The organism is Pseudonocardia sp. CA-142604 (assembly GCF_050948475.1).
Lineage (GTDB): Bacteria > Actinomycetota > Actinomycetes > Mycobacteriales > Pseudonocardiaceae > Pseudonocardia > Pseudonocardia alaniniphila.
Map to the genome: position 1 here is coordinate 3,708,516 of NZ_CP192045.1, position 16,065 is coordinate 3,724,580.

At 69.2% G+C, this 16,065-nt stretch carries 11 protein-coding genes and 1 riboswitch; of the genes, 7 read left to right on the forward strand and 4 right to left on the reverse strand.

Translation table 11 applies throughout. The features are described 5' to 3' along the window. Nucleotides 1–2: 2 nt before the first annotated feature. From ACQPZQ_RS16920 to ACQPZQ_RS16930, 3 genes are all read right to left on the reverse strand, one after another. Nucleotides 3–1,358, reverse strand: coding sequence for an MFS transporter (locus tag ACQPZQ_RS16920; protein ID WP_433296778.1), 1,356 nt, complete (start codon nt 1,356–1,358; stop codon nt 3–5). A gap of 256 nt (nt 1,359–1,614) precedes the next feature. Then, the gene (gene asnB, locus ACQPZQ_RS16925) at nt 1,615–3,474 is read right to left on the reverse strand and encodes an asparagine synthase (glutamine-hydrolyzing) (RefSeq protein WP_433296780.1); all 1,860 of its coding nucleotides are present in this window, start codon (nt 3,472–3,474) and stop codon (nt 1,615–1,617) included. Between the two features lie 230 nt (nt 3,475–3,704). After that, nucleotides 3,705–6,542, reverse strand: a complete 2,838-nt coding sequence (locus ACQPZQ_RS16930) for a helix-turn-helix transcriptional regulator (protein ID WP_433296782.1) — start codon at nt 6,540–6,542, stop codon at nt 3,705–3,707. A gap of 322 nt (nt 6,543–6,864) precedes the next feature. On the opposite strand from ACQPZQ_RS16930, the gene ACQPZQ_RS16935 reads away from it, so the two are divergent. Both ACQPZQ_RS16935 and ACQPZQ_RS16940 read left to right on the forward strand, forming a co-directional pair. Continuing rightward, nucleotides 6,865–7,815, forward strand: a complete 951-nt coding sequence (locus ACQPZQ_RS16935) for a helix-turn-helix domain-containing protein (protein ID WP_433296784.1) — start codon at nt 6,865–6,867, stop codon at nt 7,813–7,815. Nucleotides 7,816–8,165: 350 nt separating this feature from the next. Beyond that, on the forward strand, nt 8,166–9,374 hold the full coding sequence (locus ACQPZQ_RS16940; protein WP_433296786.1) for a cytochrome P450: 1,209 nt from the start codon (nt 8,166–8,168) through the stop codon (nt 9,372–9,374). A 103-nt stretch (nt 9,375–9,477) separates the two neighbouring features. Here the strand turns inward: ACQPZQ_RS16940 and ACQPZQ_RS16945 are convergent, their stop codons facing one another. Next, a complete protein-coding gene (locus tag ACQPZQ_RS16945; RefSeq protein ID WP_433296789.1) occupies nt 9,478–10,818 on the reverse strand; it encodes a hypothetical protein in 1,341 nt (446 codons plus the stop codon). A 328-nt stretch (nt 10,819–11,146) separates the two neighbouring features. Next, nucleotides 11,147–11,240: riboswitch (SAM riboswitch) on the forward strand. A 293-nt stretch (nt 11,241–11,533) separates the two neighbouring features. On the opposite strand from ACQPZQ_RS16945, the gene ACQPZQ_RS16950 reads away from it, so the two are divergent. The 5 genes from ACQPZQ_RS16950 (at nt 11,534) to ACQPZQ_RS16970 (ending at nt 16,015) form a co-directional block, all read left to right on the forward strand. Then, nucleotides 11,534–12,706, forward strand: coding sequence for an FAD-dependent oxidoreductase (locus ACQPZQ_RS16950; protein ID WP_433296791.1), 1,173 nt, complete (start codon nt 11,534–11,536; stop codon nt 12,704–12,706). Further along, entirely contained in the window at nt 12,703–13,191 is a 489-nt protein-coding gene (locus tag ACQPZQ_RS16955; protein ID WP_433296793.1) for a GNAT family N-acetyltransferase, read from the forward strand. Before ACQPZQ_RS16950 ends, ACQPZQ_RS16955 begins: the two co-directional genes overlap by 4 nt. Continuing rightward, nucleotides 13,188–14,162: an amino acid ABC transporter permease gene (locus ACQPZQ_RS16960; protein ID WP_433296795.1), complete on the forward strand. Its 975-nt coding sequence runs from the start codon at nt 13,188–13,190 to the stop codon at nt 14,160–14,162. Before ACQPZQ_RS16955 ends, ACQPZQ_RS16960 begins: the two co-directional genes overlap by 4 nt. After that, the gene (locus ACQPZQ_RS16965) at nt 14,159–14,950 is read left to right on the forward strand and encodes an amino acid ABC transporter ATP-binding protein (protein WP_433296797.1); all 792 of its coding nucleotides are present in this window, start codon (nt 14,159–14,161) and stop codon (nt 14,948–14,950) included. Before ACQPZQ_RS16960 ends, ACQPZQ_RS16965 begins: the two co-directional genes overlap by 4 nt. Before the next feature lie 78 nt (nt 14,951–15,028). Then, the gene (locus ACQPZQ_RS16970) at nt 15,029–16,015 is read left to right on the forward strand and encodes an ABC transporter substrate-binding protein (RefSeq protein ID WP_433296799.1); all 987 of its coding nucleotides are present in this window, start codon (nt 15,029–15,031) and stop codon (nt 16,013–16,015) included. Nucleotides 16,016–16,065: the final 50 nt, after the last annotated feature.

Sequence of the window (16,065 nt, forward strand, 5' to 3'; positions counted from 1 at the left end):
CGTCATCCGTTGCCCTCGGGTGTCCCACCCGGATCGGAGGTGGCCTCGACCGGGGCGCGCTCGGGTCGTAGCAGCAGGACGGTCACCGCGGCCAGCAGCATCAACCCGGCCACCACGAACATGCCCGCCCGGAAGCTCCCGGTGAGGTCCTGCAGCCAGCCGGTGAGATACGGCCCGACGAAACCGCTGAGATTGCCGAACGAGTTGATCAGCGCGATCCCCGCCGCCGCCCCGACCCCGGTGAGGAACTGGCTCGGGAGCTGCCAGATCACGGGGGTCACCGCGAAGACTCCCGCTGCGCAGAGCGTCATCGCGGCCATGACGAGGTAGGGCGAGTCGAGGTAGAGCGCTACCGCGACGCTCACCGCTCCGATCGACGCAGGCACCGCGATGTGCAGCCGCCGCTCGCCGGTGTGGTCGGAGTGGCGGGCGTTCAGAAGCATCACCACCGACGCGACGACGTACGGCACGGCCGTGATCAGCCCGATGTCGAGGAGCGAGAACCGGACGCCGAACCGCTCCTGCAGCCCCGACACCACCTGGGGCAGGAAGAACGCGAGCACGTAGAGCCCGAACGCGGCGCCGAAGTAGATGACCGACAGCGCGATGACCCGCGGGTCGCGCAGGCCGGCGCGCAGCCCGGTCTGCTGCGGCACCTGGGTGCTGTCCTCCTGCGTGATCCGCTGTTCCAGGGCGTGTTGCTGGGTTGCGGTGAGCCAGCGCGCGCGGCTCGGCCGGTCCGGCAGCAGCAGGAGGACCAGCGCACCCACGAGCAGCGCCGGGATGCCCTCGACGAAGAACATGAACCGCCATCCGGCGTCGAACCCGAGCACCCCGTCGCCGTTCTGGATGAGCAGCGTGGAGATCGGCGCCCCGAGCACCGACGACAGCGGCACGGCCAGGAAGAACAGCGCCACGACCTTCGCCCGCCGCGCCCGCGGGAACCAGTAGGTCAGGTACAGGATGACGCCCGGGAGGAAACCGGCCTCGGCGACGCCGAGCAGGAAGCGCAGCACGGAGAAGCCGATCTCGCCGTGCACGAACGCCGTGGTGGAGGCGATCAGCCCCCACGAGATCATGATCCGGGCGATCCAGATGCGGGCACCGACCCGGTGCAGGATGACGTTGCTCGGCACTTCGAAGAAGAAATACCCCACGAAGAACAGCCCGGCCCCGAACCCGTACGCCGCCGAGGACAACCCGAGGTCGGCGTTCATCGTCAGCGCCGCGAACCCGACGTTCACCCGGTCCACGTAGTTCAGCAGATAACACAGGCTCAGCAACGGCAGTAGCCGCCACATGGCCGTACGCGCCGCCGTCTCGACCGTCCGGTCCGTCGTCACGTCCGCCGCAGCCATGGCTCTCTTTCTCTCGAACTGGTGAAGGACAAACCAGCAGTCTGTGGTGCGCTGCTTGCTATTGTGGTGCGGTTGTGTAATTCGCATCAGGGTCCGGACATTGACCGGTGAAACCTGCCGGGGCCTGTCGCGTGTAGTCCGGCAATTGCCCGGCGGGTTCGATGACAATGGCGCGTGACGGCGGGCCAGGCCCGGGAAAGCGCGGTATCCGCGTCAGAATAGAGCTTCTCCCGGGCCGGCGGCAGGATTCCCGCGCTCAGATGGAGATGCTCACGCCGTAGTTGGTCAGGAAGGCGTCGAGCGTGAGGATCTGCTCCAGAGCCCACCGGCCGCCGAGCACGCCGCCGTTGGTGGCCTCGGGCGTGTCGAGGGCCGCTTCGGCTGCGTCGGTGTCCAGCAGCGGTGCCAGCGCCGCGTCGTGGTTGTGCAGCAGTGCGGTGAACTCGGCGCGCAGCATTCGGTCGTAGTCGGGGTCCTGCGTGTTCGGGTAGGGGCTCTTGGCCCGCTGCACGACCGACGGGGGCAGCACGTCCGCGGTGGCGGCCCGCAGCAGGCTCTTCTCGCGACCGTCGAAGGTCTTGTGTGCCCAGGGTGTGCCGAAGACGTACTCGACGAGGCGGTGGTCGCAGAAGGGCACCCGTACTTCGAGCCCGACGGCCATGCTCATCCGGTCCTTGCGGTCGAGCAGGTTGGGCAGGAAGCGGGTCAGGAACAGGTGGCAGATCTCGCGCATGCGCCGCTCATGCGGGTCGTCCGCGGCCGGGCCGGTCAGCTCGGGCACCTCGGCCAGTGCGGTGCGGTACAGGTCGTCGAGATAGCCGGCGAGGTCGAGCTTGCCGACCAGCGCGGGGTCGAGCACCCGTTCGGTCATCTCGATGCGCGGGCCGCGCAGCCAGGGGAAGGTGCCGGCGTAGACGGACGCGGGGTCGTGGAACCAGCGGTAGCCGCCGAAGACCTCGTCGGCTGACTCTCCGGACAGGCCCACCGTCGAGCGCTCCCGGATCGCCCGGAACAACAGATAGAGCGAGCTGTAGACCTCTCCGAAGCATATTGGCAGGTCACAGGCACGGCGGACCGCCGCGCGCACGCCCGGATCCATGAGCTCGCTGGAGGACAGGGTGATGTCGCTGTGGTCGGTGTCGACGAACTTCGCCACCTCCTGCACGTACGGGCCATCGGGCGTGGCACGCATCGCGTCGGGTGTGAAGTTGGCGGTGTAGCCGACGAAGTCCACCGCGAACGAGTGGATGCGGTCGGTGTCGAACCGGGCGGCCAGCGCGGTCATGGCGGAGGAGTCCAGGCCGCCCGACAGGAGTGTGCACAGCGGAACGTCGGAGATCAGTTGTCGCTGGATGGTGTCGTCGAGCAGTTCGCGTACGTGTTGCACGGTGGTGGGCACGTCGTCGGTGTGTCCGGTGTCGGCGAGTTGCCAGTAGCGCAGTTGCTGGATGCCGTTGCGGTTCACGCGTACGACATGGCCGGGTGGTACTTCGCGCATGCCGCGGAACACGGCGTTGTGTGGGTCGGCGACGAATCCGAGTATGCGTCGGAGCCCGTCGAGGTCTATCACGCGTTCGGTGGTGGTGTTGGTCAGGATCGCTTTGGGTTCGGAGCCGAACAGCACGCCGTGTTCGGTGGGGTAGTAGTAGAGCGGTTTGATGCCCAGCCGGTCGCGTACCAGGGTCAGCTCGCGCGTCGTGGTGTCCCAGAGTGCGTAGGCGAACATCCCGTTCAGTTCCCGTACCGCATCGCGCGGGTCGCGTCGGCCCCACGTGTGGTGGGCTTGCAGCAGTACTTCGGTGTCGCTGCTGGTTTCGAAGTGCCGGCCGGTGGTGGCGAGGCGTTCTCGCAGTTCGCGGTAGTTGTAGGTCTCTCCGCTGTAGACCAGTGCCAGCGCGGTGTGGCTGTCCTGGGTCAGGGTCATCGGCTGTCGGCCGCCCTCGATGTCGATGACCGCCAGCCGGCGATGCCCCAACCCGACCGGCCCGTCGACCCACATGCCCTCGTCGTCCGGGCCTCGGCAGGCCATGGTCGCGGTCATTCCGGCCAGCTCTCGACGAGCGTCCGGCTCGCCCAGATCACGGTCGTAGGACACCCATCCACATATTCCACACATGCTCGACAACCCCGATCGCAAACGTACGAATTGATCGACGTGCAGGTGTGGTCGGCGCACCTCACTCCGCTGCGTCTCAGTCGCGGGGAAATGGTGTCTCGCGGCACCACATGAGCGCATCGCATGGATGGACGTCGTGAATGCGTCCGCGCCTCATCGGCATGTGAGGTCTAAGGCCGGCCGCGGCGTCTGACGGCCGCGCTGGACGTCCGATCGTTCGCAGCGCGGCGTCAGAGCACACTCGGGCCCGAGCGACGCGGTGCGTCGGCCCGACTCGCTCCGTCCTGCTCCGCGACCACCCGGGCGAGCTCGACACGCGACCGGATTCGCAGCTTGGTGAACGCGTGCCGCAGATGTGAGCTCACCGTGTGCGGCGACAGGAAGAGCTCGTCGGCCGCCTCGCGGTTGGTCGCCCCCGCCGCGACCAACCGGACGACCTTGAGCTCGGACGACGTCAGCCCCAACCAGCCCTGCCGCGGCGGGCTGGTGCGCCGGCGACGAACTCCGAGGTCGCCGAGCGACTTCCGGGTCCGGGCGGCATCACGCTCCGCGCCGGCCGCGGAGTAGGCGGACAGGGCACGTTCCAGGTACTGGACGGCGTCGGCCGGGTGCGTGGACGCGACCATGCGCGCGGCGTCGGCGTACGCGTCCGCCTGCGGCAGGACGTAGGGAGTGCCCGCGTAGAGGGCCAGTGCGTCGCGCATGCCCGGGACGTCACCCTCGAGGAGAGCGCGGGAGTGCCGCACGGCTGCGGCGAGGTACGGGAAGTCGGGGTCGTCCGCAGCGTGCTGCGTCATTCGGCCCACGACCGGCTCGGCGGCCTCCGGGCGGCCGTCGGCCACGGCGAGCCGAGCGAACGCCACGACGTCGTCGTGCTGGCGCGCGCTCACGAGTTGTGGCCGGTCGCTCCCGAACGGAGCGAAGGCCTCCGCCGCGAGCTCGACCGCCGGCGCACCGGCCGAATCTGCCGAGTTGGCATCGGTGACCAGGGCGGAGAGCCAGAGCCCGTGCCGGCGCAGGAGGCCCGATTTCTCCGAGGCCATCGTGCGGGCCTCACGCGCAGCCCTCGCGAGCAGGAGCCGATCACCGGTGCGCAGGCCGATGCGTCCGAGCAGGTAGTGGGCTATCTCGGTGACGTACCCGCCGGGCCCCAGGTCGTCGGTCATCTCGAGGACGGCCTCGGCCTCGGCCTGGGCCTCGTCGAGCCTGCCCGCTGCCCACAGGTATCGGGCGCGGCACATCATCCAGACCCGCACGTTGATGGCGGGTCCCTCGCGCCGTGACTCGCGGAGCCCCGCATCCGAGAGCTCGATCGCCTCGTCGATCCGTGCGAGACACGCCAGGAGCAGCGAACGCCAGCAGTCCGGCACCCACACGCCCCGCGCGGAGCGCTGGACCGGCCGGAGCGCGACGGCCTCCTCACTGAGCCGCAACGCGTCCACCCGCCGGCCGTGCACCAGAGCGTCGCCCGTAGCGGCGGTCAGAGCAGCGACTCGGCTGTCGGGGTCCCGGAAACGTGCGGAGTCGTGCAATGCCCGCTCGGCCGGAGCGCTACCTCCCCGCGGATCCCCGCTCATGGCGTACCCGTGCGACTGCAGTGCCGAGAGTTCGATGCGTAGTGCGGTCGGGAGATCTGGCTGCGTGAGCGCGCGCTGGGTCTGCTCGACGACGTCGGGCCCGGAGTACTGCAGCGACAGCCACGCGAGGCTGAGGCGTGCGCGGGCTTCGTCGACCGGCTCGACGACGCCGTTCAGCACGGTGTCGGCGAGGTGTCGCGCGTCCTGTACCGCTCCGGCTCCCACGAAGAGCGATATCGCGGAGACGATTCTCGCGGGTCGTTCCGGTCTGCCGTAGGGCGTGAGCGTCAGCGCTCGGTCCGCCAGCCGGGCGGCGTCGGCCGGAGCGGCGTGCGCGAGCTCTGCCGACGCCCGGGCCAGCAGATCGGCGGACGCAAGGTCGCCCGTGCGGGCGATCATGAGGACCAACGCCGCCACCTCGGCCGGAGGCGCCCCGTGCGCGAGCATTGCGTTGACGGCTCGGCGTCGCAGCGCGTGGCCGAGCGCGGTCGGGAGGTTCGCGTCGACGGCTTCCCGGATGAGATCGTGCCGGAACCGGAGCGCCGAACCGGCTTCGACCAGCAGGTCTGCCTGCAACGTCTCACGGAGCGGCGCAACGAGCTCGGGCACGGGGGTCTGGAGGAGCTCGGCGAGCTGTTCGACGGAGAAGCCGCGGCCCAGCACCGATGCCATCTCCACGAGGTCCCGCGCGGGATCGCTCAGGCGGTCGAGCTGCCCGGTGATCGAGTCGCGAAACCGCTGTGGCAGCTCCGTGCTGTTGAGCCTGACCACGCCGTTGGCACAGCTCATGAGGCCTTCGTCCCGCAGCCCGCTCAGGAGCTCCACCAGGAGGAACGGCTGGCCGTGGGCACGTCGGACGACGTGCAGGACGTCCTCCCCTGGTGTGGCGGCCAGCATGTCCCGTGTGACCTCGACGACCGCGGCGTCGTCGAGCGCGCCGAGCACCAGATGTTCGGCGCCCGCCTTGCAGAGCCGGTCGACGGTGCGGCGGGTCATGGGTGAGGTGTCGGTGTGCCGCGCGGTGAACACCCACAGGACGGCGTGGGTGGCGAGCCGGGGCGGAAGCACACCGACCGCGGCGAGTGTGGCCGGGTCGGCCCACTGCAGATCGTCGATCGAGACGAGCAGCGGACCCGATATCGCTGCCGTCTCCAACCGGTCCTGCAGCTCCTGCAGCAGCCAGAACCGCTGGTCGGGCAGCTGCGACAACCTGCGGACCCCGCCCGCGTCGAGCGGCGAACGCGGATGGTGCAGGAGCGCGCCGAGCAACGGGTTCAGCGGAATGATCTGCGCTGCCGGGTCCGCCACCCCGCTGTACACCTCGATGCCCATCGGCTCGGCCCGCCGCAACACCTCGTTGAGCAGGGTGGACTTGCCGGCTCCTGGGGCGCCGGTGACGACGACGATCCCGCCTGTACCGCTCCGCAGAGCACGCAACCGCGCATCGATCGCGTCGAGCTCTGCGTCCCGCCCGCGAACGCGTGGCGTCATCGGATCACCGGTCCGGCTGTCATTTCGTCGATCAACGCCCATCGATAGATACCCGGATCGCCGATCCCGATCAGTCGCACAATACCGGCGGCGCGTCAACTTTTCAGATTCGATCTCCGAGGAATATTCGCGTGACGGGCACGTTCCTGCGCAATCGTCCTTGATCGAGCGACGCTCCGGAATCATCGTCTCCGTTGCGTCGCGGAGGGCCTTTTCGTGGTCGAAAGTGCCATCCCGACCGGTTCGCTCCGTGATGTCGCGAGGCCGCGGGCTTCATCACAGCCGGCGGGCGGACGCCTCCGCGGGCGCGGATGCTCGGGATGTGCGGATCCATGAGTTCTCCGGCGAGGGGCTCGAACAGATGTCCCGCGAGAGCTTCGTACCGGTGGTCTTCCGGGCGCGTCCTGACTTCCGCGTGCGGATGGCGCTGCAGGAAATGGGGGAGGCCGTCACGCTCTCGCGGGCGTACTCGGGAGGCCCGCATCGGAACGTCCGGACCGAGCGGTTGGCCGCGAGGACGTCGGGCGACAACGTGATGGTCTTCATCGTTCATGTGGCGGGTCAGACCCGCGTTCATCAGCGCGACCGCTTCGCCGAGCTGGCGGTCGGTACCGGAGTGCTGAGCGAGGCGCGTAGCCCGTGGGAGATCATGTGCCCGACGGAGAGCCAGTGCCTGATCCTGTGCTTCTCCCGCGAGCTGCTCCCGCTCCGCACGGCAGAGATCACCGAAAGCTGTGCCCGCAGCATCGATCCGGTGGCCCCGAGCATGCAGATGCTGTCCGGCTATCTGAGTCAACTTCTCGACGTCGCCGACCGGCTCACCGCCGAGCAGCGGCTCGACGCGGGGCGCGCCGCGATCGATCTGCTCGCGATGGCGTTGCGGGATGTCGCACCTTCTGTGCCGGGCGGGGACGGCGCCGTTGGTGTGCTGCTCGACATGATGCGGACACACGTGCGCGACCACCTGGCCGATCCGCGGCTGGGGGTTGTCGAGCTGGCGCGGAGGCATCACGTTTCGATCCGCCGTGCGTACTCCGTGTTCGAACGGATCGGGACGACGCCTGGTGCGTACCTGCGTGGGCAGCGGTTGCTCGCTGCGCGGGCGATGCTGTCCGATCCGAGGTACGCCCGGCTGGGGATATCAAGCGTTGCGGCTGCGGTCGGGTTCCTCGACCGCGGGTCGTTCGACCGTGCGTTTCGGCGGGAGTACGGGATGACGCCGGGCGGCTGGCGCCGGGAGCACCTCCCCTCCGGATCCGCCCCGCAGCTGTGAAGCAGGAAATGCCACCAGGCTGAGAAGGAATCCCTGTGCCCTGCTGAGGGGCTGGTGTGGTCGACTGGCTCGACACAGCGACTTCTCGGATGGGATGACATGCCCCGCAAACGCGGATCCCGAGATCGAGGTGATCCGGCGCAATCCGCCCAGCCCGGATCCTGATGGACCTATCAGCCGTGCCGGAGCAATTAGGGCGCATGGCCAGCTGCTGTGCGTGCAACGCGGTATCCGAATTGCCGAAACTCTTCTGCCAACGGTGATCGAGAAGGCGGCCCTCCTTCGCGCTGGATGCCGATCCCGAGCGGCTCAGTGCGAGGCCTGATCACGTCGACTGGATCGGAGTTCACATGTCCCGGCCCTACCCCTTCAACGAGGCCGATCGGCTCGAGCTCGACCCGACCTACCAGAAGTTGCGCCGCGACGAGCCGGTCTCCCGCGTGGTGCTGCCCTACGGCGGGGAGGCCTGGCTCGCCGTCCGGCACGCCGACGTCCGCACCGTGCTGAGCGACCCGCGCTTCAGCCGCGCCGCCGTGGTCGGACGGGACATGCCGCGGGTCCGGCCGGAGGTCGAGGGGAACACCAACTCGATCATGAACATGGACCCTCCCGACCACACGCGGCCGCGCAAGCTCCTGGCCGGGGCGTTCACCACTCGGCGGGTGGAGGCCCTGCGCCCCCGCGCTGCCGAGCTGACCACCGAGCTGCTCGCCGGCATGCGCGCGGCCGGGCCCGGTGCCGACCTCGTCGAGCACGTGTCGATGCCGCTTCCGCTCATGATCATCTGCGAGCTGCTCGGTGTGCCCGCCGCGGACCGGCCCATCTTCCGCTCGGCGTCCGACGCCATCATGTCGATGTCCACGATGACCCCACAGGAGCGACGCGCAGCCCACGCCGACCTCGAGGCGTACATGGCAGGGATGCTGGCGCAGCGCCGGATCACCCCGGCCGACGACCTGCTCGGCGCGCTCGGCTCCGCCCAGGATGATGGCAACCCGCCCTCCGAGGGCGAGCTGATCGACCTCGGCATCGGCATCCTCGTCGCCGGTCACGAGACGACGATGAGCCAGATCGGCAACATGACATACACCCTGCTGGCCCGTTCCGACCGGTGGGCGGCGCTGCGGCAGGGGGGACACGAGGCGGTCGTGCGCGGCGTGGAGGAGCTGCTGCGATACACCCCGATCCTTGCGGCCGGTGGGTTCCCGCGCGTCGCGACGGAGGATGTGGAGCTGGCAGGTGTGACGGTGCGCGCGGGGGAGACCGTCGTGGTGTCGCTCGCCGCCGCCAACCGCGAGCCCGAGCTGTTCGACGATGCCGAGACGCTGCTGCTGGACCGGGCAGCGAACCACCACGTCACTTTCGGATACGGAGCCCACCACTGCCCCGGTGCGATGCTGGCCCGCATGGAGCTGCAGGAGGTCCTGGCAGGTCTGCTGCGCGAGTTCCCGGACCTGCGCCTTGCCGTTGCGCCCGAGGACGTGCAGTGGCGCACGGGCGCCCGCGTCCGGGGTCCACGGGCGCTGCCGCTGGCGTGGGGCCCCGAAAAACGGAGATAGGAAGAACGGAACCGAAGCTCGTCGCCGCCGATTCACAAGCCTCGGGCAGGCGGCGGCGCGGAAGCAGGTCGCCGAGTCGGTAGCCGGCCGAGATGCGTGCGGGTCATGGGTACGCGGCTCCGCGAAGCTGGTTGCTGTCAGGGCGCGGGCGCTTCGCGCGTGGGTCGGAGTCAGCTTCGTCCGCCTCGTTCTCGTCGTCACGCTGTCGCTTCGGACGTACGTCGGCCGGTTGTGGTGGAACGGTCGCGCGGGATCCGCCCGCCGGTGTGGCCGCCCACGACGAGTCCATCTCGTTCTCCTCCGAGTCGATCTCCTCCCACTCGGAGTCCGAGTAGTCGGGCTGCTGAGAACTGCCGATCCCCAGCTCCAGCGCATCGCCCGTCCGCACCAGAACATCGCCGTTCCAGTCCCACCCCACGTCCTGCGCCTTCTGCATCACCTCATCCCGCGCATCGCCTTGCAGCCACGCGGGCAGCGTCCATCCACTGAACAACTGTCCGTGAGAACCAGATGCGACCAGTTCGTACCCCAACTCCTTTCCGATGTGCTCGTTGACGGCGTCGATGGTCCACTGGCACGCCCCACACGCGCTCTTGACCCCGCCCATCGCAACTTCCTTGATCTTCCCCTCGCCCAGTGGCCAGCGGTTCCGGCGCCAGCTCTCGATCTGTTCCCCTGCCAGGGTCATCTCACCGTGTACGGAACCGTTCGCTTCGTCCTCGGGTCCGTCCTCCCACCTCGGCCCTTGCGTCACCGCGGCGGCGATCCTCCCCAGCTCCTCTGCGTGGTCGGGATGCGCTCGTTGGTAATCCCCCGTGAGCAGAGCTCGATACTTCGTCTGATCCCAGAGCTGATGTTCGCTTTTCCGGCCATACGTGAGCTGTGATTCCCCCCGAGTTCCGACGTCCAGCAGGTGGTCTATTCCTGCAGTCTGCGCCTCTTCGCTCAGTCCCCTTTTGCCCGAGTTGGCGGCGAGCAGCATGCCGGCACCGGCGACGTCGCTGGCCGCTACATGCGGCGTGTTCGTGTGGGCGACGGCGTCGTACACGATCCGAGCGATCCTGTCCGTCATCCGCAGTCCTGCTGGGTGAGGACTGGTCGTGTTCGGGTTCTTCTGCCTGTATCTCGGCAACCTGGCGGCGCCCTTTGCCCGGGGAGCATCGACGGATTCGTCGCGTACGGTCCCGGGATCGGCCCTGTCGGGTACTCGCTGCACCGGACGTACCTCGATGGAGTTGCCTTCCGCTGCCGCGCAATTGTTTTCCATCGCGCCGCCGCTCTCCATCGCGAACCGGGTCTCCATGCCGGCGCCCAGCGTCGTCACCAGGGCCCGGGCGGGAGAAGGCAGGACGTTCTGCACCGCAGGTCGCCGAACATGCTCGCTGTGGGCCAGTTCTTGCCGTCGGGCCTGGAAGACGTGCGTCACGGCGGCGTTGCCCGCCATGCGCTGCAGGCTGTGGAGCCCGGAGGCAGGGGTAGGTCGAGACGATCGGCGACTGTCGGACTGCTTGTGCGGGGTGTCGGCTCGCTTGTACTGCGCCTGCACGAGCAATCCTCCTCGAGGCCGGATCCGCTGGTGTCGAGGTTGCTCGGCGTCACGGGGACCGTGGTACGCGCGTCGCTGGTGGTGGTCGCGCTGGCAGCACGATTTCTGCCATCGCTCACCCGCGCCCCGTCGGATCCGGTCACGGCAGCCGGTCGTCACGCGTCGGATACGCGCGTGTTCGTCACATCCTTGACAGATCCATCGGGTCGTCGCCTACATTTGCTGTCGTCCATCCAGAGCGGCCGAGAGATCTGGCTCGTCGAAGCCGCAGCAACCATGTGCCTTACGGCGCCGGGTGCTAACGCCAGGATCGATGGGAGACATCGTGCGTCGATCGCACGCCCGGCCGGCGGTCATCCGCTCGTCGACGTGGTTGACGTCCACATGGTCGAAGCGTCGGCATGTTGATCTGTGCCGCACGCAGGCCGATCTTTGTCGCTGATTGACCCCGGCCTCCGGGCCAACCCGCGTCCCGTGCGCTGACGCGTAGGGGCGGTTTCCGGCGCGTCGCGTCAGATCTTCGTGAACGGTGGTTCCGGCGGTGCCGGACGAGCCGTGCGTCCACAGTGGACTCTCTATTGCTCGCGCTCCCTGCTGTCGTAGGAGGACGGTCATGCCGGCATTCCCGCATATCCCGGTGCAGCGCCGCTCGTCGAGATCGGCACGCACCGGCGTGGTCGATGTCGTGGTCATCGGCGGCGGTGTGGTCGGTGCGGCGGCTGCATGGCAGCTCGCCGGTCGCGATCGCGACGTGGTGCTGCTCGATCAACTCGAGACCGGCCGGGTGCGTGGTGTTCCGTACGGGTCGGCGGAGATCTACCGGCAGACCTATTCCTCGGCGCGGTACGTGCGGCTCGCCGCTGAGGCTCTGCCGCTGTGGCGGGAGGTGGAAGCCCAGACGGGCGCCGCGCTGCTGCAGATCACCGGGGGTGTCGACCACGGCGACCCGCGAGGCACGAGAGTGCTTGCCGAATCCCTTGCCAAGCACGGCATCGCCCACGAGTGGCTCGATCCCGACGAGGCATCGGCCCGGTGGCCGGGGATGGTGTTCAGCGGCCCGGTGCTGTACCAGCCGGACCGCACCGGCCGCATTCATGCAGGCCAGGCCGTCGCCGCTCTGACCGCCGCCGCCGTCGCGCATGGGGCGGTGGTCAAGCGTTCCACACCGGCGACGGCGATCGCGGTGCGCGGCGACGATCTCGTCGAGGTCGCGACGCCACGTGGTCCTGTTCGCGCTCGCCGGGCGGTGGTGGCGGTCGGAGCCCGCACCGCGGAATTGCTGGACGGGCTCGTCGAGCTGCCCAGGCTCCGGGTGACGCAGGAGCAGCCCACGAACTTTCCGCTATGGGGCGGCGCCGGTTCGTTTCCTGCGCGCCAGGTCGCATGGCCGACGTTCGTCCATCACGTTGCTCCGGAGGACGGCTGGCCCGGGAGCGTCCACGGCACGGCCACTGCCGAGGGCTGTGTGAAGCTCGGGTTCCGCGGCGTGGGGCCGGAGATGCATCCGGACCGGCCGTCGTTCGCGCCGGACCCGGCGCAGCTGCGCAGACTGCAGGAGTACGTGGCCGCCTTCCTGCCGGGCCTTGACCACCGGGTGCCCCAACCGCTCGGCTGTACCCGCACCTCCACGCCGGACGAGAGATTCGTGCTGGACACGGCTGGCCCTCTCGTCGTCGGCGCGGGGTTCTCGAGCCACGGCTTCGCGTTCGCTCCGGCGCTGGGGCGAGTGCTCGCCGACCTCTCCACCGGCGCGATGGACCGCGCCCCTGCGGCGGCCGCTCGATGAGCTCTCCGGCGCTGGAGGTCCGTCACGTCGCCTACACCGATCCGCTCGTGGTCCCGATGCTCACCGAGCTGGATCACGAGTACACGACCCGCTACGGACACTCGCTCGGCGACATCGGCGAGGAGATGCGCCGTCGACCGCAGGAGTTCGGCGCACCGGACGGCGGGCTGATCCTCCTGCTCGCCGGCGGCGATCCGGTGGCGGGTGGCGCCTTCCGCCGCTTCGACGACCGCACGGCAGAGCTCAAGCGGATCTGGACGCACTCCGCGCACCGCCGCCGGGGTCTGGCCCGACGGGTGCTCAGCGAGCTCGAGCGGGAGATCGCTGCACGCGGGTACCGGCGGATCTACCTGACCACCGGACCGCGGCAGCCGGAGGCCAAGGGCCTCTACCTGGCCACGGGCTACTCGCCGCTCTACGACCCGGGGTTGCCGGCCGAGCAGATCGGCAAGCACCCCTTCGAGAAGGAAGTGAGCTCTCGATGAGCGCAGCTCCCGACACCGCAACCGTGATCACGAACGGCCGACCGAGGGGCGCCGAGGACCTCGACGAACGGCTCGTCGTGGTGCCGGCCCGGCACCCGTGGCGCTGGGCGGCCACGGTCGTCGTCGCGGTGCTGCTCGCGATGGCGATCAACGCGCTCGTCACCAACCCCGCGTGGGACTGGCCCACCGTCGGGCAGTTCCTCTTCGCGCCGTCGATCCTGCGGGCGGTCGCGCTGACTCTGCAGCTGACGGTGCTCGGGATCGTCATCGGTTTCGTCCTCGGCACGCTGCTCGCGCTCATGCGGCTCTCGCCGAATCCGCTGCTGCGCTCCGTCAGCTGGACCTACATCTGGATCTTCCGGTCCGTGCCGCTGATCCTGCAGCTGCTGTTCTGGTACAACCTGGCGCTGCTCTACCGCGCGATCAGCTTCGGAATCCCGTTCGGGCCCGCCTTCTTCTCGGTCGGCACGATGGACCTCGTCAGCCCCGTCACGGCCGCGGTGCTGGGGCTCGCGCTGCACCAGGCCGCCTACGCCGCCGAAGTGGTGCGTTCGGGCTTCCTCTCGGTGGACCAGGGGCAGCTCGAGGCGGCAGCGGCGCTCGGCATCCCGAAGCTGCGTCAGTTCCGCCGGATCCAGCTCCCGCAGGCGATGCGGACGATCCTGCCGACCGCGGGCAACGAGCTGATCGGGCTGGTCAAGGGCACGTCGGTCGTCTACATCATGGCCCTGTCGGAGCTCTTCTACCAGGTACAGGTGATCTACACGCGCAACGGGCGAGTCATTCCGCTGCTGCTCGTGGCGGCGATCTGGTACCTGGTGCTCACCACGGTGATGTCGATCGGTCAGTTCTACATCGAGCGTTATTACGCCCGGGGGGCGCTGCGAACCGTGCCACCGACGCCCGTTCAGCGGTTCCGGGCGGCGGCGCGCACCGGAATCGCCCTCCTGCGCAAGCGGGTGCCGGCATGACGGCCCCGGCCGCTGTCACGGCTGCCCCTCCCATGGTCGACCTGCGTGGGGTGCACAAGAGCTTCGGCGCGCTCGAGGTGCTGCGCGGCATCGACCTGACAGTGCGCGCAGGCGAGGTGACGGTCCTGCTCGGGCCGTCAGGGTCGGGCAAGTCGACCCTGCTGCGGGCGATCAACCACCTGGAGAAGGTCGATCGCGGGTTCGTGCGCGTCGACGGGGAGCTGATGGGCTACCGGCGGGTGGGCAACCGGCTGCACGAGCTCTCCGAGCGCCACATCCTGCGCCAGCGCACGCACATCGGGTTCGTCTTCCAGAGCTTCAACCTGTTCGGACACCTCACCGTGCTGGAGAACGTCGTGGAGGCCCCGATCTCCGCGCAGGGCCGGCTCCGGGCCGACGTGGTGGGAGAGGCCGAGGAGCTGCTGGGCCGGGTCGGGCTGCGGGACAAGGCGGGGGAGTACCCGCGACGGTTGTCGGGGGGACAGCAGCAGCGGGTCGCGATCGCTCGCGCTCTCGCCCTGCGCCCGAAGCTCGTGCTCTTCGACGAGCCGACGTCCGCGCTGGATCCCGAACTCGTCGGCGAGGTCCTCGACGTCATGCGTGACCTCGCCCGCAGCGGAACCACCATGGTCGTCGTCACCCACGAGATCGGCTTCGCCAGGGAGGCCGCCGACACCGTGGTCTTCCTCGACGGCGGCCGGATCGTCGAGCAGGGGCCGCCGTCGCAGGTGCTCGACGCGCCGCGCGAGGAGCGCACCCGCGCCTTCCTGAGCAAGGTCCTGCACTGATCAGACTCCCGGCCGCGGATCACCGGCCGGGTCGCCATCACGCCGGCGTCCGCTGCGTGGGTATCTGGAGGAAACACCGTGTCGAGGTCCCTGAGACGGCTACGGCTGGCCGCCGTTCTGCTCGCACTCGCGGTGCTGGCCGCCGTGGCTTGTGCGGGCCCCGACCCGGACCAGGCGGCCGCTCCGGCGCCGGCATCCGCGTCCGGTGCCAAGGTCAACACGAGCCCCGAGCAGAACCGGGTGCGTGCGGAGAAGGTGGAGGCGATCGCCGCGCAGGTGCCGCAGTCGATCCGTGACCGCGGCACGCTCGTGGTCGGCACCACCGGCAGCGGGAACCCACCCCTGTCGTTCCGCGCCGACGACGACATCACCGTGATCGGCGTCGAACCCGACATCGCGCAGCTCGTGGCGGACGTGTTGGGGCTGAGGCTCGAACTGCAGCCCACGTCGTGGGAGAACCTGTTCCTCGCGGTCGAGTCGGGGCAGTACGACGTCGGCTTCTCGAACATCACCGTGACCGAGGAACGCAAGGACAAGTACGACTTCGCGACGTACCGGGTCGACACCATCGCGTTCGAGGGTCGAACAGGTGGCAAGGTGCAGAAGATCGAGAAGCCTTCGGACGTCGCCGGGCTGACCATCGGGGTGGGACCCGGCACCAACCAGGAGCAGATCCTGGTGCGCTGGGACGAGCAGAACCGCGCGGCGGGCCTGCCACCGGTGAACATCCAGTACTACCAGAACCAGGGCGACTTCTACCTCGCGTTGGAGTCCGGGCGGCTCGACCTCTACCTGGGGCCGAACCCCACCGCGTCCTACCACGTAGCCACCGGCGGGAAGACCACGATCGTCGGCACCATCAACGGCGGTGGCGACGTGCAGGCCGACATCGCGGCGATGACGAAGAAGAACAACCAGCTGGTCGGTGCGCTGAGCGCCGCCCTGAACGAGGTGATCACGGACGGGAGGTACAAGGAGGTCCTCGATCGCTGGAACCTCCGCGCGGAAGCGGTCTCGACGTCCCAGATCAACCCTCCGGGCCTGCCGCGCCGGCCCGCCGGCTGACGAGGTCGATGGCAGCCTCGGCCCGTTCCGGACGGCCACCGGCTGCTGTT